Consider the following 21,996-nt stretch of genomic DNA (forward strand, 5'->3'; position numbering starts at 1 on the left):
GAAAGCCTCATGCGATCGTCACTTTGGCCCGTAGCCCGGATGGCGACGTGGATTGCTCGGATCGGGGTCTGCTCCCTCTTGCTGGTGACCGCAGCCGTCGGGGCCGAAGGCGGCGGGATTGCCTCTGCCGCAACGTGTCCCACCGTTGTGATCGGCGCGCCCGGCACCTTCCAAGGGCTCGCGCACGCCAAGCCCGATGCCGACAAGTCCGACGCGAATGTTCGTTTCGGTGAGCACGTCGCCGCCGTGGTCGCGGCGCTGCGGTCGAAGGTCGAGATCAAGGACTATGCGATCAGCTATCCGGCCGTCGGTGCGCGGTGGGATCATGCGATCGACGCCCGGTTGGTCTATGACGTGTCGCTGTACAAGTGGAGCAAGGACGCCGGTTATTCGACCGCTTTCGGCTTGCTCAAAGAGCAAGCGACCAAATGCGCGACAGCTCAGTTCGTGCTCGTCGGATATTCGCAGGGCGCGCACATCATGGGCGATCTTGCCCAATCGGTATTCCACGGCAATGGTCCGGTCGATCGCTCCCGCATCGGCGCGGTGGTGCTACTCGCCGACCCTGCCTATAACGGTCCATCGCCGCGCACCACTGAAGCGATCTACACCGACGGCAAACTGACCCAAGACCAAGACCACTGGAAGATCGGCGGCGGGCTCGGCCAACGTGGGTACTTCCTGAACAACGATCCAGTCGTTTCGGTGTGCGTGTACGGCGATCCGGTGTGCGATGGTGCCGACTTGGGTGGCCAGGACGGCAAGTTCAAGGCGTGGGACAACCAGTGGATGCACGGTCTCTACCTCGGCCACGGGTTCGAGGGTGAGCGCGACTTTGCCACCTGGACTGCGGTGCAGGCGGCTCGGCTTATCAAACCGGCGGCCGTGCCGAGCGCGGCCGCTCCAGCCCCAGCGCCTGCTCCAGCCCCAGCCCCAGCGCCTGCTCCAGCGCCGGCCCCACCCGCCAAACCCGTCGAATCAGTGACCATCGCCCAGGCCGGACCCCGCAGCGTCACGGTCACCGTCACCGAAGCAGGCGGCGCCGGTGATCGAGCCATTCGCTGCTGGAACGCGACGGACGCCACCCACAAGTGGGCCGAGAACTACCTGGGCGAGACAAAGGTGACCATCCCTCGTTCCGGTACTTTCACCGTCACCTGCCCCACCGCCCCCAAACCCGGCACCTTCTCCCTCGAGTTCTTCAATTGGCGATGGTCCCCGCCCATCCAATGGCGATAGTGCGGTGTTGTCCGGAGCCGGGTTTCGGTCGACGGTACCCGCAACGTCGGCCATGGCCGACTGTCACGTCGTCATGGCTCCGGCACGACGGAGAGGAATTGCCAGGCGCGCGTTGCGGCTTGGAGATTGAATCGGATATTCATATCGCGTAAGTCGAAGCCGGTGAGTTCACGGATGCGGCCGAGACGGTAGCGCAGGGTGCTGCGGTGAATGTGGAGTACGGCGGCGGAATCGTCGTAGTTGCCACCGCATTCGAGATACTGGGCCAGGGTGTACGCGAGGTCGGAGTTCCGGTTGTCGTCGTAATCCAGAAGAGCGCCGAGCCATTCGTGCACGAAGTCCTCGACCTGGCCCTGGGTGTGTGCCGCGTCGACCAAGCGATAGAAGCCGAGTTCGTCGAATGCCGTCGCGCCGTCCGGGATTCGCGACCGTCGCCGAATCTGGACGGCCCGTTGCGCGTCGGCGAACGATCGCGCGAAATCACTCGGCTGCTCGCACCGGCCGCTGATACCGATGGTTATCGTCGTGTCGACGCCCTCACGGAGTGCGTGGTGGAAGGCGGCCGGATCCGGTCTGCGGTCGGTGATCAGCACGATCATGCCGCTGTGGCGGCCCCGGATGGATTGCAGACTCAGGGCCGACGCGACGCGGCTCGCCGCCTCGGCGATCGCATCGGTGTGGCTCGCGCTGTGCACCAAGACGATGTAATGCGCTCCGTGCAGGTCGTGTCCCAAGGCTTCAGCGCGGGCGTAGGCGCTGTCGTTGTCGGTGCCGGCGGCGAGATCGTCGACGAGATCGCGACGTAACCGCAACTCGATCTCGGCGAGACTGCGTTGATGGGCGAGCACATCGACGCCTCTTGGTGGGTCGCGGCGTAGTACATCCGCCATGGGCCCATCGTGTCGGCGAACGACCAGATCGTGCTGGTGGCCAGCGCGACCGCGCCCGTCGCGAAAGCGCCGACGAGCACCTTCGAAAGTCCGGTGACCAACCGCCACGGCCGGTTGGCCCGCACCATCCCCGACAGCAGGCGCAACCGTCGCAGTCCCGGCGGAGCGAAGTACCGGATCCCGCCCGTGATCTGTGTGGTCGGAAAGCGACGCGCCATGCCGGGGGGTGTGAGTTCCGGATCGCCGAGCATGTGGGTGATCGCGAGTTCGGTGACAGTGCGGACGCGCCGCTCGAGCTGGATGCCACCCACTCCGGCCACCGAGATGAGCGCGAATTTGTCGTCGGCGCTCACATCGGCCACCACCGGCCGTGTGTCCTCGCGGCGCGGCAGATCGGTGAGATACACGACGAGGTCTTCCGCTTCGGCGGACGGGTCGACAGTATCGATCACTTCGGCGAAATCTGTTTGCTCGTCGGGCAGATAGGGCATGCGGCGCAGGCACGTCGTCCACCGGCGTCCGGAGCGATCCCGGCTTCGGAGGCGTCCCGGCAGGCAATCCGCGATGCGCTCCGCGATAGCCGCCGGCTTGCCTGGATCCGCTATCAGCAACACCGAGATCGGTTCACCGCCCACACCGGATTGCCCGGCCTCCCGGTGCTCGTTCGCGTCCACCGCTCTCGCCTACCCGCTCTACCCGACCCCAAACTTCAGGCAGCAACGCGTCGACCGGGGTGGGCCCGGCGGCCGGGCCCACCCCGGTCGATTGGAAGAGTGACGTGACAATCGACAGATTCCGCGTTGGCGGCGATATACCCCGGTTGTGCCACAGGGTGGCGGTGCGCGGTTATTGCGGGTTTCTCGACCGCGCGATGGTGCCGGGCGAATTGGCATCGCCGCCAGCGCATTTCATTCCGCTGAGTCGGATACAGGCATCACCTCGCTGCTACTGTGGTGGATCCAGCTGTCGCTACGGCCTCGCACAGGATCTGCTCGACCTCGGCCGCCTCCCGAAGAGAAGCGCCGCTCCGGCGGGGTCAAGCGTTGATAGCCTGGTGCTTGCCGTTGCTGTGTTCGATTTCGATCTTGCGTGGCTTGGCCTTCTCCGCGACTGGAATCGCCAGGCGCAGAACACCATCGGTGTAGTCGGCGCGAATATTGTCGGTATCGAGACCCTCACCCAGGAACAGCTGGCGGCTGAATACCCCGCGGGAGCGTTCCGCGGCGATCATCGACCGCCCCGAATCCAGCTCCGGGCGTGCCGCTTTCACGGTCACCACATTGCGTTCGATGTCCAGATCCAGCGATTTCGGGTCGATCCCCGGCAGGTCGAACTCCACCAGGAATTCATCGCCGTCACGCCAGGCGTCCATCGGCATCACCGCGGGTCGAGCCGCTGTGCCGAACACCTGCTGCGTGAGACGGTCCAGATCACGGAACGGATCGGTACGCATCAGCATGGTCGCCACCTCCAACACACTCCATTCTCTCGTTGTCAGACCAGATAACCTGTGCCATCTGGCATAGATAAGTTTTAGCACTCCCCACAGGAGAGTGCAAGAATCTGCAACAAGAAATCTGACATCAAGTTGTTGCGCTTGGCTACGACAACTCCGAGGCCGTGGCCTCGGAGTTGTCGTGTTCGGAACCTAGCGAACTGCCTGGAATTGGGCGGTCCAGGTGGTGCGGTAGGTCATGGCCTGACAGCGGATGTCGGTGTCGTCCTTCAGGATCACGGCGTCGGTCAGTTTGTAGGGGAAGTTGGCTTCGCTGACCGCCAGTGTCGGCAGCAGCGGGTCCGCACCAGCGGCGGACAGGGTGATCTGGTCGCGGCAGTAGCTCATGTCCGCGGAGTTGGCGACGGTATCGATCACGACGTCGCCCGCGACGATGGACACCAGTTTGATCTTGACGTTGGTGTTCGGGTTGGACAGGGTCAGGGTGACGTAGGCCTTTTCCCCGGGCAACAGGACGCCGGTTTGAGCGCCGGTCACCGTGGCGGGCGACATCGCCTCGGCCGAGCCTCCGACGCCTCCGGTGGTGCTGTCTTGGACGAACGCGGCGAAGGCGATGCCGGCCACGCCCAATATCGCGCCGATGGCGGCGATGGTGGCGAGGGCTTTGACTCTCTTGGTGATATGCATGGAGATTCACTTTCTAGGGGGTGGAAATCTGAGCGGTCGGAGGTTGTGGCTCGCTCGGGCTGGATGGCTCTGCGGCGGGTGTGGTGGTGGTCGTCACCGGCGTGATCGTCGTTGTTGCTACCGGAGCGGTCGTGGTCGTGACCGGCGATGTCGCGGTCGTCGTTGCAGGCGTGGTCGTGACCGGTGATGTTGTGGTCGTCGTTACCGGCGGCGTGGTCGCTGTCGGTGCCTCGGTGGTGGATTGGACAAGGGCGGGCGCCCATGTGCCGGTGGTGCCGTCGATCGACACCGTTGTGGCCAAACCGGGCCCGGCCGCTGCGACGCCGACCGCGAATCCTGCGAAGCCGAGCTCGGCGGCAACGATCAAAGCGATGATCGTGGTCTGTCGGACAGCGCACCGGCGGACGATGCCCTCGAGGGTGGGGTTTCGGGAGATTTCCGCCGTTCTGGGAGCCCGCATTGTGGGCTCACAATTGTTCTGCTGGCCCGATTTGGGCATCATTGGACTGTTCTTCCTATGAATTCCGGACCGAGTCGATTGATTGTCCGTCGAATATTGGACCCCCGCACCCGCTGCGCTCCTGGGGTACCAAACCTGTTGTGCGGCAATATCTTGCTGGTCCACACTAACCAGTGCCGGAGTTGGTGAAATACCTCTCAGCGTCTCGGTCGCAACCGAGCGGATAGATATTTTGCCGTCACTATGAACGTCGACCGCACAACCCGCCTTGTTACGAGTTATCGATTAACAATGCCGAAGCGTTATAGATTGTTGAAGCTTCATAAATCGTCGAAAATCGCCGAGCAACTTACCGTCGGGTAAGTTAGGGTCGAACGGTATGGACCGCCCCTTGTCGAGCAACGGGAGACGAACGATGTCCGAGATGAATGCGGTGGCACACCGGTTGGTAGGTGGTCTGGTGAACCACAACTCTCGCCTGAACGGGCGCCCGTTCGATTCCGGCACGCCGATGACACCGCCGTCGGGACGGCTGCGCAATTGGGTCCATTACGGGGTGATGATTCCGGACTTGCCCGAACCGCACCGATCGTTCGGGGTCATGTCGATCCTCGGCACACCGGGGGTCACGGTTTTCGCCAATGATCACGCGATCACCACTGCCCCGTCCGACACGGTGTACACCACCTCGGCAATGGCGTCGATGGATACCGATCAGTTCTTCGTGCACAGCATCGCCCGCGACTGCGAGTTCGCCCCCGACGGCACCCACCTGCGGTTCGGCAGCGATCTGGTCATCGACGGCTCCTACCCGCACTTCACCGTGTCCCGAACCCACCCCGATGTCACCGCCGAGTTCGAGATCGATGCCACCGACAAGGTGACGCACTTCGCGAACATCCCTGGCCTGTACCAACATTGGAGCCTGCTCGCCACCTACCGCGGGCAGATCCGCCACCGCGGCCACCACGTCGAAGCCGCCGGGTTGTGCACCTTCGAATACGCCACCGGCGTCGGTGTGCACAGCCTGCTGCCCCGCACACGGCTGAAGATTCCGGCCACGTTTTTCACCTATCACGTCCTCAACCTCGACGACACGACGCAGGCCTTGCTGATCCAGGTCCTGTGGCCCGGGGGGTTCACCATTCAGAAAGCGGTCTATCTGCGTTCGCTCACCGATTACGGCTCGGTGCACACCCGCGGGTTCGAGTTCCGTGTCCGCGAGTACGAACCCGAGCCCCGGCGCACTCCGGACGGCCGCACGATGCGTCTACCGCAGACGATGTCGTGGCGGGTACTCGACCGTGACGGCCAATGCCTGATCGCTGTCGAGGGCAGCGCGAGCGGTGACTTTTCCTATGGGCTCGGCGCCGGATATGTCGGAAGCTACGAATACACCGGTACCTACCGGGGTCGTGCTATCGCTGGTCGGGCTTACATGGAGTACGTCGACTGCCAGTGACTCGCGTCGTCGGGTGCGCAGTTGGACCGCAGGCCACAGGCGAGGTCGGATCCAGCTGAGTCATCGGTCGAGAATCCAGTGCAGCAGGCGGGCGAGGTCGGCGCGGTAAGTCTGGACCGGGTCGAGGTCGGGACAGGCGAGCAGTGGCAGCCGCAGCCCGTTGAGGGTCGCTTGCAGCAGGACGGCGGAGGAGGTCGGCTGGGCGGCGCCTGCCTCGGTGAGCACGGTGCTCGTGATCTCGCGGACGTCGTCCATCCACTGGGTCGCGACGGCGGAGAGCTCGGGTTGACGGACGATTTCGAGATAGAAGCTGAGCATCGGCATCCCCGGGCCTTGGCGGTCGGCCACCAGTTTCAGCAACCACTCGGCCAGGTCGTCGACGGGCATTGTTCGCAGGTCGGCGCGGGCGCGGAGGTCATCGGCCGCTTGCCGCAGCGTCGCGAGGTCCCGCTGCATGGCTTCGACGCAGGTGGCCTGGATGAGGTCGGCGCGCGTGGGGAAGTGGTAGACGATCGAGGCCGGCGAAACTCCAGCCTCGGCGGCCAGGCTCCGAGCGTGCAGCGCCGACAAGCCTCGCCGACGCACGAAGTCGACCGCGGTGGTCAGGAGCAGTTCTTGGCGTTGCTGCCCCCGCGCTCGGCGTCCATCGATGGACTTGTCCTGAGGTGTCACGATGCGATCCCTGCCCTTCCGGTCCGGGAGCCCGGTGATGCCTCTATGGGCTGCCTCACACTACTCTAACAAACTATGAAAACAGTTGTACAGTTTGTTTGAGCGGTTCTAGCAACCCTTTGGCGATCGAGCAGCGGTATCGAAATCAGCCCGTCTAACTCCACATCACCTGCCAATGACTCCCGTGCTGGCCAACACCAAAAGGGGCAGAGAATGCATGGTTACCGTTTGGGCGGCGCGCGAGAAACGACCGCTCCAACTCCCCCGAACGATAACCGCAGGCCCGGGAAAAGCGACTGATGAATCGCGGGGGCCGGGTCGGTCCCAATGAGGCACCACCGGGGTAATTCGGCGGCCGAAACTCCTATCCCCGGCACATCGACAACAACTCATCGAGTTTCTCAGGAGGTAGATATGACTGCCACTACCGCAACCTCGGACATCACCGCCGCCCCCGGGGCGGTCACCCGTTACGCCGACCTGCCCCGTGAACTGCACCTGCCGGGGGCAGCCGTGGCGCTCGGGCTCACCTACTGGACCCGGACCTCGCGAGATGAGCCTGCGCTGTCGAGCGGGGCACTGTTCATTCCGAGCGGCACCGCGCCTACCTACGGGTGGCCGGTGATCGTCTGGACACACGGCACCACCGGGTTGGCCGACTCGTGCGCCCCGTCGGCCGACCCTGACCTCGGCGGCTACCGCGAGTACCTGATCTCGTTGCTGGGACAGGGCTATGCGATCGCGGCCACCGACTACATCGGCCTGGGCACTCCCGGTGTGCACACCTATATGGACGGCTATGCCGAAGCGCACGCCGCCATCGATGCGCTACGCGCCGCGCGCGCCATCAACGGCTCACTATCCGCGTCCTGGGCGGCGATGGGGCATTCGCAGGGTGGGCAGGCCGCGTTGTTCACCGCCGCCATCGCGACACGGTATGCCCCTGGGCTGGACTATCGCGGCGCGGTCGTCTTGGCGCCGGGCCTCGGCACGGTCAGTAGTTTCCTGGCCGCCGCACATCCGGGGCTGCCCGACATTTTCGTTCCCCAAACGAAGGCCTACGCCGTTTACATACTGTGCGGGCTGAAGTCCGCGCGCCCGGAATTCGACCTGGACAGCTACCTCACTGCGCTGGGCAAGGAGGTCATCGCGGACGCCGAACGGTTGTGCCTGAGCGACATGGCCGAACGGATGACGACCATCTCCCTGGCTTCGTTGCTGTCGCGGCCGCTGACCGAGGAGGACTTCGGTGCGATCGCCCGCCCGGTCCTGGACATCCCGCTGACTGGTTACGACCGGCCCTTCCTGGTCGTCCAGGGCTTGCTCGACACGGACTGCCCCGCGGAGCGAATGCCGGAACTGCTCCTCGATCTTCAGGCCCACGATGTCGAGTTCAGTACCCGGATGTACCCCGACAGCGACCACATGACCGTGCTGCAGGACTCTGCCGCGGACGTCGACGCATACCTGGACCTGCTGTTCGCTCGCACCGCCTCGGGGCGCTGAGTTTCCTTACTGTGTGTCACCGATTGCCGAAGGAGTTCGAGATGTTCAACTCTTTGCTGATGCTCGGTATCGCGTCCAGCACGATCGAGCGAATCGATTTGTCGGACAACAGTGTTCGCACCATCATCACCGATACCGGTCCCGCCCCGGACGGCGTGGCCTTCGATCCGGCCACCGACCGAATCTATTGGACCACCATGGGGCTACCGGACGACCCGAACGCTTGGCCGGACAAGGAACCGGACTTCTCGCACCGTAACGGTTCGCTGCTCTCGGCCCGCACCGATGGCTCCGACCGGCGCTGCGTGGTGCCGGAGGGGTTGATCACCACCGGTAAACAGTTGGCCGCCGACTTCTCGGCCCAGCGGTTGTATTGGTGTGACCGTGAGGGTTGCAAGGTCAGCCGCGTCGACACCGACGGCACCGGCCTGACCGATCTCGTCGTCAACACCCCGACCCCGGACAAGACCGCCGAGTGCGTCGGTATCGCCATCGATCCCGTCGAGGGCTACCTGTATTGGACACAGAAGGGCCCGGCCAAGGGCGGGCGCGGCAAGATCCTGCGGGCCGGGCTCGACATCCCGTTGGGTGAGACCGCCACGAACCGCTCGGACATCGAAACCCTGTGGGACGGGCTGCCCGAGCCGGTCGATCTGCACCTCGACCACAGCACCGGTGTCCTGTATTGGACCGACCGGGGCGCCGAACCGCTGGGCAACACGCTCAACCGCGCACCGATCCCCGGCAAGGGTGAGCATGGTGTGCGCCCCGAAATCCTGGCCTACGCTTTCGGCGAGGCCATCGGACTGGCCGTGGACACCGCGGCCGGCCTGGCCTACTTCACCGACCTGGCGGGCACCGTACGCGCGGTACCGCTGGGCACCTCCTCCGCCGCAACGGAATTCGTGGTCGCCCGAACCCCAGGGCGGGCGCTCAGCGGAATCACAGGTATCTGACATGACCACTCTCGCTGTTATCGGCGCCGGTGTCATCGGTCTGTCGTGGGCCCGCCTCGCTCGCGAACACGACTGGGACGTCACCATCTATGATCCCCGCGACGTCATCGTCGACGTGGTGGCCGCCGAACTGGGCCACGACTCACGCATCCGCGTGACCTTCGACATCGCCACCGCGGTCGCCGACGCCGACCTGGTCCAAGAGAACGGGCCCGAACGCCTGCCGATCAAACAAGACCTGTTCCGCCAGATCGTCACCCACGCCCGCCCGGACGCTGTTCTCGCGACGTCGAGTTCGTCGCTCACCGCGACCGCGATCGCGCAGGGACTGTCGGATGCTTCACGGGTGCTGGTCGGGCATCCGTTCAACCCGCCGGATCTGATGCCGCTGGTCGAGGTCGTCCCCGGCAGCGCCACCGACGACGACATCACCAAGCGCGCGGTCGAACTCTACGAGGGCCTCGGCCGGATGCCGGTGGTCATCCATCGGGAGATGCCCGGATTCGTCGCCAATCGCCTGCAGCTGGCACTGTTCCGCGAAGCGCTCTACCTCGTCCAGCAAGGCGTCGTCACCCCGGGCGACCTCGACGTCATCCTGCGGAACTCGCTGGGACTGCGCTGGGCCACGACCGGCTTGTTCGAAGGAAACGTCCTCGGCGGCGGCCCCGGCGGAATCCGTCACCTGTACTCCGGGGACGGCGCGCAGCTGTCCACCCTCGAACTCGGTTCACCCGCAACCGATCCCGAGCAGGTAGAGAAGGTGGTCACCCTGGTCGAACAGACCTACGGCAGCGGCACCGAAGCCTTCCACCGCCTCCGCGACAAGCGTGACACCCGCACCAGAGCCGTTCTCGCCGCCCTGAACCGAAGCTGACAACGCCCGCGCGCACAGACAAACGTACGCATTCCCCGGCGCGAGAGCGCGGCGCGATCACCGTTGACTGGCCGTGAAACGCCCACCTCACTGATCTCCCACACTGGTTCGGCCGCATGGCGGTGGCTGCGTCATCGCACATTCGTATCGAACTACGACGTCTACGGAGGTATGCCATGTCGGACAAGAACAATGCGGGCACCGTGTGGATTCGGAAACATACGCGCCGTCGACTGTCGGCGGTGCTGGCGGTCGTTATCGCTTGCGCCGCAACGCTCGAATTCGGTGTCGGAGTGGCCGCTGCCGACCCGACCGCACCACCGGTCCCGGTGCAACCGGTGTTGCCCTTTCCGATTCCTCCGGTGCCGCCGGAGCTGGATCCCGGTTTCTATTCACCCGCACCGGAAGTGGTGGCCTCGAAACAACCGGGCGAGATCATCGCCGCCCGCGAGGTGCACCTGGCGTTCTATTCGATCGTCCCATTCAACATCGATGCCTGGCAGTTGTCCTACCGCTCGACCAACACCAGAGACGAGCCGATCGCCGCGGTGACCACCGTGATGAAACCGCGCGGTGACAACGCAGGCCGGCCACGAAACCTGTTGTCCTACCAATTCTCCGAGGACTCCAACGCCCAATACTGCTCGCCTTCCTATGCGCTGCAGCAGGCCTCGATCCCCGGCTTCTACACGACCCAATACGTCATCCCCTACGAATTCATCCTGCCGATTTCTGCCCTCGGCGCCGGATGGGCAGTCGCCATGCCCGACCACGAAGGCCCGCGCTCGGCCTTCGGCGACGGCCCCCTCGGCGCACGGATCGCGATGGACGGTATGCGTGCCGCGGAGAACTTCGTGCCCATGGGGTTGAGCCGCGAAACCGAAATAGGCGCGGCAGGCTACTCCGGTGGCGCCCTGCCCACCGGTCACCTCGCCGAAATGCACGCCTCCTACGCTCCGGAGTTGAACATCGTCGGCGTCGCCGAGGGCGGGAATCTGCCCGACTTGCGAGCGGCGATGGAGCTGGCCAACGGCAACCTCGCCTCCGGATTGATTGCCGGTGGCATCCTGGGCATCGCCCGCGAGGAACCGGAATTCGACGCGTTCATCCAACAGCACATCAACCCCGTCGCCCGCGCCGTGATCCCGGTCAAGAACGCGCTGTGCTGGTCGTCGGCGGCGATACTCCCGTTCCTGAACACGAAAGGGCTGTTCGACGTACCCAACCTGTATGACCAACCTCGAGTGGCCGCCGTGCTCGAGCGAATGCGGCAGGGCCACAGCACACCCGACATGCCGGTCTTCATTTACCACTCCAACCCGGACTGGGTAGCACCCGTCGGCCCGGTCAACCAATTGGTGCAGCAGTACTGCGCCGACCCGAACGCACGAGTGCAATACGTGCGCGACAACTTCAGCGAACACCTCTCACTCCAGATCGCGGGCATGGCCCGAGTCCTGTTGTGGCTCAAAGACCGATTCGACGGCGTACCGGTCCCGAACGGCTGCACCGTGCACGACGAAGGAGCGATGAACCTCGACCCGGCCACCTGGCCGGAATGGCTGCGCGGCGCGGGCGACCTGCTCGCCGGACTCCTACAGCAACCCATCGGAACCCGCTGACAAACCCGATCAGCGGACGATCAACCAAAGGTGGTCCATGTCAGCCCTGGGGTGGGTTCCTCGGCGATGTCGACTACGGGATCGTTGACACTGCGTCGACAACGGCGCCTGAACCCAAGGACGACATCATGGTTATCAGCCGAATCCGCCTCCGCACCTTCGCAATTGGCTGTGCTGCGACACTCGTCGCTCTCGGAAGTGCCGCAGTCGGCGTTGCTGCCGCGACAGCCGACACAGGCGGCGCCGAAGCCGCGTTCGTCGACGAGATCAGCCTGAACAACGCCACCCTGCCCGGAAGATCGACCGCCGAGATGATCACCGCAGGCTACGCGACGTGTGACCACCTGCGCGGGGGTGCGCCAGTTCTCGATGAGATATCCGCGGTCGAACGGGCTTACCAGTTCGGCCAGGGCACGTTGTTCGTCAGCGCGGCGACAACGAACCTGTGCCCGGACTTCGCGTCGCAACCACCTCAATGACCCGAACCTGGAAGCATTACCCGGTCAAGGTTGCGTGACGAGCCAGAGCTTGCGATCCGGCCGGCCGTAGTCAACGGCATCGGCTCCAGCCGACCACCGCGGAGCCCGAGAGGCGCATCCGAATTCGGTCCGGTGACCGGTCCGATCGACGGAACAGCACCGACCTGGGGAGATGCGGCAAAACCGCTGGTAGAAGAGATGTCCGAAGCGTGCTCTAGTGTGTTAGGGCAACCAACGCTGCCCGGTCATTGATCAGGTCGACCGTGCGGTCGGTGATGGTGTGACGCGTGTATTTGTTGCGCCGCATGGTCTCGATGTATTCCCGATAGTAAGGTATTCTGGCGTCGATTCCTGGCTCATCCAGGTAGCTTGATTCGGTCGTTCCTGTCCAAGTGGCCGTCATACAATCCCGGCAAACTCGGCGAATATTCGCCTCTTCGTTCCCATGGTCGATGACCATTTTGTCGCAGCCGTCGACATACCGGTAAAACAATTCTTGGATATCACCCTCAGTGGGTTCATTGAGCCTTTTTCATCCTTGTCGGGCAGTCCGGATTTCGCGATCCTGTAGCACGTGGATGGCCTTGACCAGCTGTCCGGCTTTGTCGGGGCAGCAGCGGAGTTTCCGCAGCACCCGCCAGCTCTTGAGCTGGGCGTTGGCTCGTTCGCCGCAGCCGCGTAGTCGTGCGTGCGCGCGGTTGGCGGCCTTCTGGGATTCCGGCTTGTTCTTACCCTTGTACGGGGTCAGCAGCGCGGTAGCGCCTTGATATCCCTTGTCCGCCAAGGTGATCCAGCCAGCGGCCTCGAGTTCGTGGCAGATCCGCCAGATCCAGGCCGCCTTCAGATCGTGCACGCTGCCGGGCAACGCGCCCGATACCCACGCGATGTCACCGTCAGGTGTCGCGATCACCTGCACGTTCATGCCGTGGTGGCGGTGTTTGCCCGAGTAGAACGGCCGATCCGCGGCCACTCGGTCGATAGCGATCAGCGTGCCATCCAGGATCAGGTAGGCATGCCCGTCAGTCCTGGCTTGCCGCAACGCCTTCCGCAGACCCACAGCACGCCCGGCCAGCAGTTCCACGGTTTCCTCGACATACCGCCACGCCGTCGTAGTCGACACCCCGAACCCGGCTCCCAGATCACCGAAAGTTTCGCCTTTACGCAGGTAAGCCAGCACCAGCAACGCCTGCCGACCCGGGTTCAACCGCCGCCACACCGACCCGATCGCGCCACGGTGTCGCCGGATCACCCCGGCCACGTAGTCGAGGGTCTGACGTGACAACGGCAGCGCGGCACGGTAGAAAAGCATCGAAGCCCTTGGTGTTCGGAGGTTGTGGTAAACAACCGATCTACCAGGGGCTTCGCCATACGTCCAGTCGAACTACCTTGCAGGGCAACAGATCCCGCAGTCCCGCATCAAGCAGGATGAAAAAGGCTCATTGATGGGCATTTGAATCACCCTTCTGTGGGGAGTTGATCCGATGTCGTGTGCGCCAATTTGTGTCATCGACAGTGTCACCGCGACGCGCATAGGTCGATAGCGGAGCGGCGCGCAAATCGCTGTGGATTTTGTGTCCGTGCACAAGTCGTCGGTACCGTCGGACGCAGCCGCAGGCCTGATCATGTGGTGCCGGTAGCTACCGCGTTGCCATTGAGCGGTCACTGCCGCAACCGCGGCCGTGCGACGCGCCTGGCGGTCAGGGTAGAGATGTGGGGTTTGCTGGAGGTATCGTGCTGAGATGGCCGCTCAGGTTACAGCTATACCCGGCGAGTTAGTGGATTACGGTGTGGCGTCGCTGGCGAGGGTGGATGAGCTCGCTGTGGAGCTGTCGCGTCGGGTGATTGCCGCAGAGCCACAGCTTGCGGTGGGTTCGCTGGCCCCTGCGGAGGACGCGTTCCAGGTCTGCATCGACATGCTGAGCGAGTTCTATCGCCACCTGGCCGGTATTAAGCCGCTCGACCCGCAGGTGGTACGCAAACTGGGACGTCGGCGCGCGGAGCAAGGTGTGCCGTTGTCAGCGGTGCTCCACGGGATCCGGATCGGGGGGCATTTCCTCTGGGAGAATCTGGCCGCAACGGTGGATTACAACGACCAAGAAAACGTCGAGGCCGTGTTATCGCAGGCGACTGTGCTGTGGGCCATCTTGGACGATTATTCGACCGAACTGCGCGACGCCTACGGCGAAGCCGTCGCACTGCGCACTCGTCACCAGCAAGCCGAACGCAATGAGCAGCTCGACGTCCTACTCGCTACCGGTGGAACCGAACTCGGACATCAGTGGGCTGCGGCGGAAGCTCTCGGTCTGGCTAAACACGGGCGATTCCAGGTGCTGGTCGTGGAGCATCCGGTACCTGGGTCCGAACGCGCCTGTGAATCGGCCCTGTCCCGCACAGGCATCGGTTCGGTCTGGCGGGTGTCCTCGGATGAACTGGTCGCGGTGCTGACGCTGAAGGCGTACACATCCGCGGATGAATTGGACAAGGCGCTGATGGGCGTCGAGCACGTCAGGGCGGGTGTCAGCCCGGTGTTCGAGCAGATCAGCGACGCGGGACTCGCCCGGCATCGTGCGCGAATCGCGGTGGACTGTTTGGCGTCCGACAGCGCGGGAGTCCGCCACTACGGCGACGATCCGATCGCCACGCTCGCCTCGACTGCCTCCGACACTGCCTGCTACCTCGCAGGTCGGATCCTTGCCCCGGTATTCGCCTTGCCCGCCCGCGAGCGCACCTCTTTCCTCGAGACACTGCGAGCGTGGTTCGCTGCCGGTGGTTCAACGGATACTGCTGCAGCGGCGTTGTTCTGTCATCGCAACACCGTGCGTTACCGGCTGCGACGGCTGGAGGAACTGACCGGCCTCCGATTGACCCAGCCGGTCGAAGCCGCGCAGCTGTACCTTGCCGCGGAGACAGTGGTGCAGCATGACGAGGAAGGGTTCGCCACGCTGCAGAACTGAGAGCGTTGTTTACTTGGGTGCCGGCGGCGGTCCGACCGGTAGGCCGAGGGCGGCGCCTGCGGTGTTGAGGTAGATCTGGAATTGGGTGATGTCGTTGTCCGGGTTGAGGAACGTCGATAGCTCGTCCTCGGTGTGGCATCCGATCGGCGCCGGGCTGTTCGGTGCGAGTCGAGCTTTGAGCCAGTTCAGTGCGCCCGCCATGCCGTTGGCAGCCAACATCGTGTGTTCGGTGAAATGGTCACGCTGGTATTGCACCGGAGTCCCACCGGCACAGTACTTTCCGACCATGGTGTCGGTCGTCGCGGGTGGCACGATCTCGTCGAGGGCGGCCTGGTAGATGTACATCGGCATCCCGGGGTTGTTGTTCCCGAGGGTGACCGCGTCGAAGGTTTCCTTCACGTCGGGCAACTCCAGGAGCTGGGGGATAGGGATGGTGAAGTAACGCTGATAGTCGGTGAAGGCGTCGAGGATGACGTTGGGGATCAGGCAGCGCGACCGGATCGTTTCCATCTTGGACTTGCCCTCGGGCGTCAGATAGGTGTCCATCACCGCGCCGAAGTTCGGGTAGGCCGTTTGCAGCGAGGAGATGCCGATACCGATGACGCTGGCGGCCAACGACCCGTTGACGTGCAGGATAGCGCGCAGGTCGGGGGTGGGGCCGCCCAGCGCGACACCCTTGACATTCAACTCGGGGGCGTAGGTCGGTTGCATTTCAGCGGTCCAGCCGCCTGCCATGCCGCCGCTGGAGTAGCCCCAGACCCCTACCGATGTGTCTTTGCCTGCCAGGCCCAACGGCGCGAACTGTTCGGCGGCCCGGATACCGTCCAGGCTCATGTACCCAGGTTCCTTGGCCACCCCGAGGTGGCCGTGCGGGCCCTCATAGTCCGGGACCGACACCGCCCACCCCTGCGACAGCCCCGCGGTGATTGCCATCAGCTCGACGTTGGTCTGCCCTCCGGCCAGCCCATCGAGCAGATTATCCTGCTGTAGCACGTAGGACGGAGCACAGGCCGTGTTGGTGCTGTCGTAGAACGCCTCGTACGACAGCAACGGCCTGTGCTCGTCCGGTGCGGCGCCCCACGGAAGGAGCACGGTAGTCACCGCCGATTCCGGGTTGCCGAACAGATCGGTGGTGCGATACAACAATTGCCACGTCTGGACTTTCAGCGGAAGCTCCGTCACCGCCGTCAGGAAGCGCATTTCCCGCGAACGTAGAACCGTTCCCGGCGCCTGAGACTCATAACCTGCCGGCGGCTGATAGAACGGATCGGATTGCGGAGTGAGACGTTCGGCGGTGGCTGGTCCGGTGCCGATACCGGCGACCGGGCCGAACAGGATTGCCGCGCTGGTGATGATCGCCAGCGCGATGACACGTAGCGTGCGAGACTCGCGAGCCGGCCGAGCCATTTCGATTGTGGACATCTCCGCTCCTTCGCTTGCCGATATACCGATCTGCCGAATTTTTGAACGGACTCTCCGGCACCGAAGATCAAGCTGGTATGGGATTGCTGCGGGAGGCACAGGCGTCGATAAGCCGGCCCAGGTCGTTATTCCGTGGTTCCGACACTGCCACGGCGCCACAGAAAGATCCTTGGCGCTGGAGCGCGCAAAACCCATCACATTCTGTGCTTGTGCACAATATCAGTCCGCGCGAAGCCGCGAGCCCTGGTCGACCTCGATCGTGCCGCATTCGGAGCCCTCACCTCATGGGGAGGGCTGCACTCAGATGTGCCTGGTGGGGCAACGACAATGCACCGACAGGCAATTGTGATGCGCACGTGTGTCGTATGGTCTGAGTCTGGTGAATGCTCAGCCCTCGCGGCGGCAATCGCCCTCTGAGAACAGCCTTGGCACGGTGTTCTGACGTAGGTGGTCTGCATCACGTCTCGGCAAGGACGCCGTCGACGTGCGGCAGCCGAGCAGTCGGTCGGTATGGCTCTGTGAGCGTCTATTTCTCTCTCTAATCTTTGTCGCTGCGCGAGGTGATGTCCGCGTAGTGATTGCAGCCGGTGGCAGCCGCCTCGATGCCGCAGGACCAGTCGAGCCTGGAGCAGTGCGGCGCCTCATCGCGATCAAGATTGCCGGACTGAATTGTGGGCCGCGATGCCGTTGAGTACCTGTCGCTGGCTATCGACGGACACGACAGGCTCGGGAAGGCGTCTGCGACCAGCACGCCAAGTCGCCATGGTCGTCATGTCGGCGAGCGGTGTCCCGCTGCTGAACTGGCCATGTGGTCGGCCTCGTTGTCTGCCGACGGCCTGGGAATCGGTTGCGATGTGGGCAAATTCGCTACTGTGGCAACAGTATTCGATGTGATCCAGGTAGTCGATTGTGGCCTTGACAGCCTCCGGTCGCACCGCTGACCTGGCCGTTATTGGTCCAGTGGCGACCACGGGAGACGAGCTTGTTCGGCGTTTTTCCCGGTATCGACGACGTCATCGGCGCGGGTGTACGAACCATGATGAGCGCAGGCTGCCTTGGTCGGCAACCTGCTGGCTTCTTGCGTCTCCAACGAAAAGATCGCAGTTGCAATAGGTTTCGGATATATTTAGTACTCATGAGGGCCGTCTAGCTCGTTCTCGATGGCACCTGCTCACCGCAAACCCGATCGCCGTGCCGGTGATGAAGGGTCAGACACAGTGAATCGTGGTTCCTTGAGCGCTGGGGAGCGTATCGAGTTGCGTCGCCGTCGGCTTGGCTTATCCCGTCGGGTTGTCGCGCAGCTGGTCGGCCGTAGCGAGGAATGGCTGCGTCAGGTCGAACAAAGTCACACCCAACTCGACAGCATACGGCTGACGTATCGGCTGGCTGAAGTCCTGCAACTGAACGATCCCATGGAGTTAGTGGGCTGGCCCTCGGCTGAGCGTTCGCCGGCCACCATCGATCTGCAGTTCGCCCCGCTACGCCGGGTTGTCCTCGACCATCCATCAACGCGAGCTCTGACCCCAGAAATCCTGAAAGCTCTACCGTCACCGGCTTTGTTGCGTGCCTCGCTCCAAGAGTGCAGGACGATTTGGGTGAACTCGAGTCATCGATACACCGACCTCGCAGTGCGCTTACCCGACGTGCTGGTCGCGGCACGGTCGATTCGCGCAGCCGCGCAGGCTGCGCCGGACGGACCGGTCGAGGAGGCAGGCGCGCTACTGGTCGACGCCTATCATCTCGCCCGGTTCCTGCTCACTCACGTCGGTGACCATCACCTGGCAGCGATAGTCGCCGACCGGCCGATCGGCATCTTCGCTCGGACAGCGCAACCGGCTTTGGTCGCGCTGAGCTCATGGCATGTGGCCAGCGCCATGCTGTCGCTGGGCTACCACGCCGAAAGCCGCGACTACGCCCTCGCCGCAGCTCGGCGCTTTGCGTCCGAATCCCCGTCGGATCGGTCGGACAAGGCGTTGTACGGCGCCCTGCAGCTTATCGCTGCCGAAGGCGCCGCCGGCGCCGGTGATCTGACGAGATCGCAGGATCTCATTGCCGATGCCCGCGACATCGCCGAAAAATTCGACCGTGTCCCGGCCGACCGCAAGGTCTGGTTCGGAAATACCGAAGTGGCGATCACCGAGATGAACATCGCGCTGCGGCTGGGCAAACTCGATGACGTGATAGAGCTGGTCGCGAAGGTGGACATATCGGATATCGACCCCGTCGATCTTCGAGTTCGCTACTACATCACAGCCGCCTACGCGTACTGCCTGTGCGGCGCAGACTTCCCCGCGATCTTCGCCCTCCAACAAGCCGAGCAGGCCTGTCCGGATGACATCCGGTACGACCGGATGGCGCACCATACCCTTCAGCGACTCGCGCGCCGAGACCACCATCTGGCCAGGAAAAACCTGGCCAAGCTACTGGAAGTCTCCGGGCTCGCCTGATGCTCCCACTGCACGATCCGCGTGGTTCAGGCGAGATGTTCGCCGACCATGCGGACTCCGAGTCCGAGGAGGCTACTACGCCAGTGGTACCGGCGGCGCGTCACTTGTCAGATCAACCGGGGCTGCTCGAAACTATGGCTCTGCGGCATTTGATTGCATTCTGGCACTGGGATGTTCGAGAGCCTCCCGGCGCCACTGGCTCGGCGCCACACCGTAGGCGGCAAACAATCGTCGGGTGAAATGTGAGTGGCTTCGGAAGCCACTGCCGATGGCGATCGCCGCGATCGACCAGTGGTCCCTGTCGTGTCGGGCGAGGTCGTTGTGCGCGCGTTCCAGTCGCTGCGAGATGATCCACTGTTCGAGGCTGAGTCCCGCGTTGGCACACAGCTTGTACAGATAGCGAATCGAAATGTGGTGGGCGCGGGCGATCTCGGCCGGGTTCAGATCCGGATCGGGAAGTCGGCGATTCACGTAGTCGCGGATCTGGGCCAACAGAATATTGTCAGGGAGGGCTGTGCCGTCCTCCGTGCCATGTCCGGCTGCCGATATCAGGAAGGCGCGCACCATTTCCACGCATGCGTCGCCCAGTGTCGGCGCCGCGGGATCGTTCGTGACCATGTCACCGACACTGATTGTCGAAGCGATGTGGTTGGCGACCATGTTGTAGAGTGGGCTGCGCTGCGGCTGGAGCAAAGCTGCGTGGATCGTTTCGCCCGGTAAATCGAGATGATCGCGCGGAACAAACAGCGCTGATACTTGGCCGCCATACCAGTCGGCTTCGTACGTCAGATCGAGATCCGCGAGAAATAGCTGACCTGGCTCGATCTTTTGTTGGGTCTCGGCGTGCGTCATACGCAAGGGCTTGCGTTGCGCCAGGTGGGCTCCGATAAACGGACTTGGTGAATTGCGAATATGTTTCGACGTGCGGGTGATATGGACTGCGGAGAACGAGGCTCGCTCAATACGAGCCGGTCCGAGCTGCCAACTATCGAAACGTCCGCGAACGGCTCCGGCCGCAGGATTGTACGCGAGGTGCGCCTGGGCAGACGCCTCTGCGAAGGCGGCAGTCAGCATCTCGGCCCGGTCGCGCGAATCGATCTGGTCGGTATCCAACAACAGTGCCATTCAGTCCTCCATCCGTCACCGCGTCGACTTCGGATATGCACGTTGAGTCAACGACAGTGCATCGACAAGCAATTGTCGCTCAAACATGTGCCGATGTGTTCAGAACGCGTGGACAACCGCCGCATCGTAGCCGCTTCGCAACGGCCATCGCTCGCCGAGAACAGCTCTGGCACAGGTGATCTGCTGCATGCCGACGGCACCGTCGGCGTGTGGCCGATGCCGACTCGAGGGAATTTGGGTCTTTGGCTATACCTCTATCGGAATTGCAGCGGAAGGTACTCCCGGCGCGTGAACTCCGACGCTGACGAGACGGGAAGGGAATGTCAACATGGTTGCACCGTGACTCCCGGCAAATGACCGGTCAGCTTTCCATCGGTCAGGACGGGCTGTCCGCCGACGATGACGTCGTCGATGCCGGTGGCCAAGGTAGTTGGTTCGGCATAGGTCGCGTGATCCGCGACGGCGGCTGGATCGATGAGTGCTATGTCCGCGACGTGGCCGCGCGCGATAATGCCTCTGCTGGTCAGCCGAAAACGGTGGGCAGGTCGTGCGGCGAGGTGGACCACTGCTTGCTCCCAGGTCCAGTCATCTAGCTCGCGGACATGCCGTCGCAGTAGTCGTGCGAAGGTGCCGTAGCCGCGCGGGTGTGGTCGGCCGGCTACGTAGATGCCGTCCGATCCGGCCATGTGTACGTCATGGCGAAGTAGTTCGGTGATCGAGTCGTCGGTCTCGGGATGGCTGAAGACCACCCCGGCGCCCAGCTCGGTGTCGATGAGCAGGTCGGCAAAGAAATCGACCGGTGCGATACCGGCATGGCGGGCGGCGGCGTGCAACGGCATGCCTATCGTCCACCTGTACCGCGCTCCTGGCACGTGTGCGAGGGTCACCCGCTGCCAGGTCGTTGGCTCGATCTCGTCGGCGAGTCGCTGGCGTATTCCAGGGCGGGTGAGTGCGTCGATGGTCCCGTCGAGGTCGGCGGTGGCGAGCCAGTCGGGCAGCATCTTGGCCAGGATGCTGCAACCGCGGAGATAGGGATAGGTGTCGTAGGTGATGTCGAGGTCATCCTTCAAGGCATCGTCGACGAGTCCGGTGAGCAGGCTGCTCGGGCCGTGATAGTGCGAGATATGGACTGGCACATCGGCTAGTCGGCCGATGGCGCACGCTTCGGACATGCCCGTTGCGGCGGCAGCGCCATAACACCGCATGTGGGTGACGTAGGGCAGTCCCCGCGCGGCGGCCGGGCGGCAGATGGCGGTCAGTTCGTCGACTGCTGCGTATCGGCCCGGCAGATACCCCAGACCCGAGGACACTCCTGCGGCGCCGTGGTCCAGTGCTTCCTCCGTCAGCCGGACCATCGCCGCGAGCTGCTGGGAGTCGGGTGCATTCGGCGAGGCGCCCATGACGCTGTATCGAACCGTGCCGTGCGGCACGAGGTACACGGTGTTCAAGGCGGTAGTCCGGTGGTAGTACGTGAGCAACTCGGCGACGCTGAGTGAGCGAGCGTGTCTTGCCGTGCGCTTCGCGATCGGCCACGCGCCGTTGACCGCGGCGAAGTAGCGCGAAACCCAGGACAGTGCCGCCGCCGTTGTCGGCGCGAAAGACAACCCGTCCTGGCCGAGCACGAAGGTGGTCACGCCCTGGCGCAATGCGGCCAGTTGCACGGATGGCTCCCAGACGGCCGCGTCGGCATGCACATGGCTGTCGATAAAGCCTGGGACGAACGAAACGCCCCGTTGCGTCGATCT

The 21,996-nt window shown here is 63.8% G+C and carries 18 protein-coding genes and 1 pseudogene; 10 read left to right on the forward strand and 9 right to left on the reverse strand.

The window, feature by feature from the left end:
* Positions 1-9: 9 nt before the first annotated feature.
* Positions 10-1,239, forward strand: a complete 1,230-nt coding sequence (locus ACQPW1_RS09575) for a cutinase family protein (RefSeq protein WP_433662370.1) — start codon at positions 10-12, stop codon at positions 1,237-1,239.
* Between the two features lie 71 nt (positions 1,240-1,310).
* On the opposite strand, the gene ACQPW1_RS09580 is transcribed toward ACQPW1_RS09575, so the two are convergent.
* The 4 genes from ACQPW1_RS09580 to ACQPW1_RS09595 form a co-directional block, all read right to left on the reverse strand.
* Positions 1,311-1,973, reverse strand: coding sequence for a PucR family transcriptional regulator (locus tag ACQPW1_RS09580; RefSeq protein WP_433662371.1), 663 nt, complete (start codon positions 1,971-1,973; stop codon positions 1,311-1,313).
* Positions 1,871-2,803, reverse strand: a complete 933-nt coding sequence (locus ACQPW1_RS09585) for a hypothetical protein (RefSeq protein ID WP_433662372.1) — start codon at positions 2,801-2,803, stop codon at positions 1,871-1,873. The genes ACQPW1_RS09580 and ACQPW1_RS09585 overlap by 103 nt, the downstream gene beginning before the upstream one ends.
* A 362-nt stretch (positions 2,804-3,165) precedes the next feature.
* On the reverse strand, positions 3,166-3,603 hold the full coding sequence (locus ACQPW1_RS09590) for an Hsp20/alpha crystallin family protein (protein WP_433665192.1): 438 nt from the start codon (positions 3,601-3,603) through the stop codon (positions 3,166-3,168).
* Between the two features lie 174 nt (positions 3,604-3,777).
* On the reverse strand, positions 3,778-4,272 hold the full coding sequence (locus ACQPW1_RS09595; protein WP_433662373.1) for a hypothetical protein: 495 nt from the start codon (positions 4,270-4,272) through the stop codon (positions 3,778-3,780).
* Between the two features lie 83 nt (positions 4,273-4,355).
* Between ACQPW1_RS09595 and ACQPW1_RS09600 the strand changes: the two genes are divergently transcribed.
* Both ACQPW1_RS09600 and ACQPW1_RS09605 read left to right on the forward strand, forming a co-directional pair.
* Positions 4,356-4,793: a hypothetical protein gene (locus ACQPW1_RS09600; protein WP_433662374.1), complete on the forward strand. Its 438-nt coding sequence runs from the start codon at positions 4,356-4,358 to the stop codon at positions 4,791-4,793.
* Between the two features lie 354 nt (positions 4,794-5,147).
* Positions 5,148-6,194: a DUF6670 family protein gene (locus ACQPW1_RS09605; RefSeq protein WP_433662375.1), complete on the forward strand. Its 1,047-nt coding sequence runs from the start codon at positions 5,148-5,150 to the stop codon at positions 6,192-6,194.
* A gap of 60 nt (positions 6,195-6,254) precedes the next feature.
* Here ACQPW1_RS09605 and ACQPW1_RS09610 read toward each other — a convergent pair whose 3' ends face one another.
* The gene (locus tag ACQPW1_RS09610) at positions 6,255-6,866 is read right to left on the reverse strand and encodes a TetR/AcrR family transcriptional regulator (protein ID WP_433662376.1); all 612 of its coding nucleotides are present in this window, start codon (positions 6,864-6,866) and stop codon (positions 6,255-6,257) included.
* A 414-nt stretch (positions 6,867-7,280) separates the two neighbouring features.
* Here ACQPW1_RS09610 and ACQPW1_RS09615 point away from each other — a divergent pair, with 414 nt between their 5' ends.
* From ACQPW1_RS09615 to ACQPW1_RS09635, 5 genes are all read left to right on the forward strand, one after another.
* Positions 7,281-8,372 carry an alpha/beta hydrolase family protein gene (locus ACQPW1_RS09615; protein WP_433662377.1) on the forward strand — a complete coding sequence of 364 codons (1,092 nt, stop codon included), beginning with the start codon at positions 7,281-7,283 and terminating at the stop codon, positions 8,370-8,372.
* A gap of 41 nt (positions 8,373-8,413) precedes the next feature.
* Positions 8,414-9,328 carry a hypothetical protein gene (locus ACQPW1_RS09620; protein WP_433662378.1) on the forward strand — a complete coding sequence of 305 codons (915 nt, stop codon included), beginning with the start codon at positions 8,414-8,416 and terminating at the stop codon, positions 9,326-9,328.
* A gap of 1 nt (position 9,329) precedes the next feature.
* Complete coding sequence (locus ACQPW1_RS09625; protein ID WP_433662379.1) at positions 9,330-10,202, forward strand: 3-hydroxyacyl-CoA dehydrogenase family protein; 873 nt, start codon at positions 9,330-9,332, stop codon at positions 10,200-10,202.
* A gap of 176 nt (positions 10,203-10,378) precedes the next feature.
* Positions 10,379-11,824, forward strand: a complete 1,446-nt coding sequence (locus ACQPW1_RS09630) for a lipase family protein (protein WP_433662380.1) — start codon at positions 10,379-10,381, stop codon at positions 11,822-11,824.
* A 128-nt stretch (positions 11,825-11,952) separates the two neighbouring features.
* Complete coding sequence (locus tag ACQPW1_RS09635; protein ID WP_433662381.1) at positions 11,953-12,303, forward strand: DUF732 domain-containing protein; 351 nt, start codon at positions 11,953-11,955, stop codon at positions 12,301-12,303.
* 532 nt (positions 12,304-12,835) lie between these two features.
* On the opposite strand, the gene ACQPW1_RS09640 is transcribed toward ACQPW1_RS09635, so the two are convergent.
* A complete protein-coding gene (locus ACQPW1_RS09640) occupies positions 12,836-13,612 on the reverse strand; it encodes a transposase family protein (protein ID WP_433656363.1) in 777 nt (258 codons plus the stop codon).
* Positions 13,613-14,123: 511 nt separating this feature from the next.
* Here ACQPW1_RS09640 and ACQPW1_RS09645 point away from each other — a divergent pair.
* Complete coding sequence (locus ACQPW1_RS09645; protein ID WP_433662382.1) at positions 14,124-15,257, forward strand: PucR family transcriptional regulator; 1,134 nt, start codon at positions 14,124-14,126, stop codon at positions 15,255-15,257.
* A gap of 9 nt (positions 15,258-15,266) precedes the next feature.
* On the opposite strand, the gene ACQPW1_RS09650 is transcribed toward ACQPW1_RS09645, so the two are convergent.
* A complete protein-coding gene (locus tag ACQPW1_RS09650) occupies positions 15,267-16,679 on the reverse strand; it encodes a lipase family protein (RefSeq protein WP_433662383.1) in 1,413 nt (470 codons plus the stop codon).
* Between the two features lie 1,160 nt (positions 16,680-17,839).
* On the opposite strand from ACQPW1_RS09650, the gene ACQPW1_RS09655 reads away from it, so the two are divergent.
* Entirely contained in the window at positions 17,840-19,126 is a 1,287-nt protein-coding gene (locus ACQPW1_RS09655) for a helix-turn-helix domain-containing protein (protein WP_433662384.1), read from the forward strand.
* Between the two features lie 132 nt (positions 19,127-19,258).
* Here the strand turns inward: ACQPW1_RS09655 and ACQPW1_RS09660 are convergent, their stop codons facing one another.
* Complete coding sequence (locus tag ACQPW1_RS09660) at positions 19,259-20,251, reverse strand: helix-turn-helix domain-containing protein (protein WP_433662385.1); 993 nt, start codon at positions 20,249-20,251, stop codon at positions 19,259-19,261.
* A gap of 323 nt (positions 20,252-20,574) precedes the next feature.
* Positions 20,575-21,960: pseudogene (locus tag ACQPW1_RS09665) on the reverse strand (N-acyl-D-amino-acid deacylase family protein); the annotation flags it as partial.
* Positions 21,961-21,996: the final 36 nt, after the last annotated feature.

The organism is Nocardia sp. CA-128927 (assembly GCF_050955855.1).
Classification (GTDB): domain Bacteria; phylum Actinomycetota; class Actinomycetes; order Mycobacteriales; family Mycobacteriaceae; genus Nocardia.

What these genes read in the sequence shown, in the direction of transcription:
- ACQPW1_RS09575 (WP_433662370.1), top strand. Translation starts at nt 10, where the DNA reads ATGCGATCGTCACTTTGGCCCGTAGCCCGGATGGCGACGTGGATTGCT.
- ACQPW1_RS09595 (WP_433662373.1), bottom strand. Translation starts at nt 4,272, where the DNA reads ATGCATATCACCAAGAGAGTCAAAGCCCTCGCCACCATCGCCGCCATC.
- ACQPW1_RS09605 (WP_433662375.1), top strand. Translation starts at nt 5,148, where the DNA reads ATGTCCGAGATGAATGCGGTGGCACACCGGTTGGTAGGTGGTCTGGTG.
- ACQPW1_RS09615 (WP_433662377.1), top strand. Translation starts at nt 7,281, where the DNA reads ATGACTGCCACTACCGCAACCTCGGACATCACCGCCGCCCCCGGGGCG.
- ACQPW1_RS09620 (WP_433662378.1), top strand. Translation starts at nt 8,414, where the DNA reads ATGTTCAACTCTTTGCTGATGCTCGGTATCGCGTCCAGCACGATCGAG.
- ACQPW1_RS09625 (WP_433662379.1), top strand. Translation starts at nt 9,330, where the DNA reads ATGACCACTCTCGCTGTTATCGGCGCCGGTGTCATCGGTCTGTCGTGG.
- ACQPW1_RS09630 (WP_433662380.1), top strand. Translation starts at nt 10,379, where the DNA reads ATGTCGGACAAGAACAATGCGGGCACCGTGTGGATTCGGAAACATACG.
- ACQPW1_RS09635 (WP_433662381.1), top strand. Translation starts at nt 11,953, where the DNA reads ATGGTTATCAGCCGAATCCGCCTCCGCACCTTCGCAATTGGCTGTGCT.
- ACQPW1_RS09640 (WP_433656363.1), bottom strand. Translation starts at nt 13,612, where the DNA reads ATGCTTTTCTACCGTGCCGCGCTGCCGTTGTCACGTCAGACCCTCGAC.
- ACQPW1_RS09650 (WP_433662383.1), bottom strand. Translation starts at nt 16,679, where the DNA reads ATGTCCACAATCGAAATGGCTCGGCCGGCTCGCGAGTCTCGCACGCTA.
- ACQPW1_RS09655 (WP_433662384.1), top strand. Translation starts at nt 17,840, where the DNA reads ATGGCACCTGCTCACCGCAAACCCGATCGCCGTGCCGGTGATGAAGGG.
- ACQPW1_RS09660 (WP_433662385.1), bottom strand. Translation starts at nt 20,251, where the DNA reads ATGGCACTGTTGTTGGATACCGACCAGATCGATTCGCGCGACCGGGCC.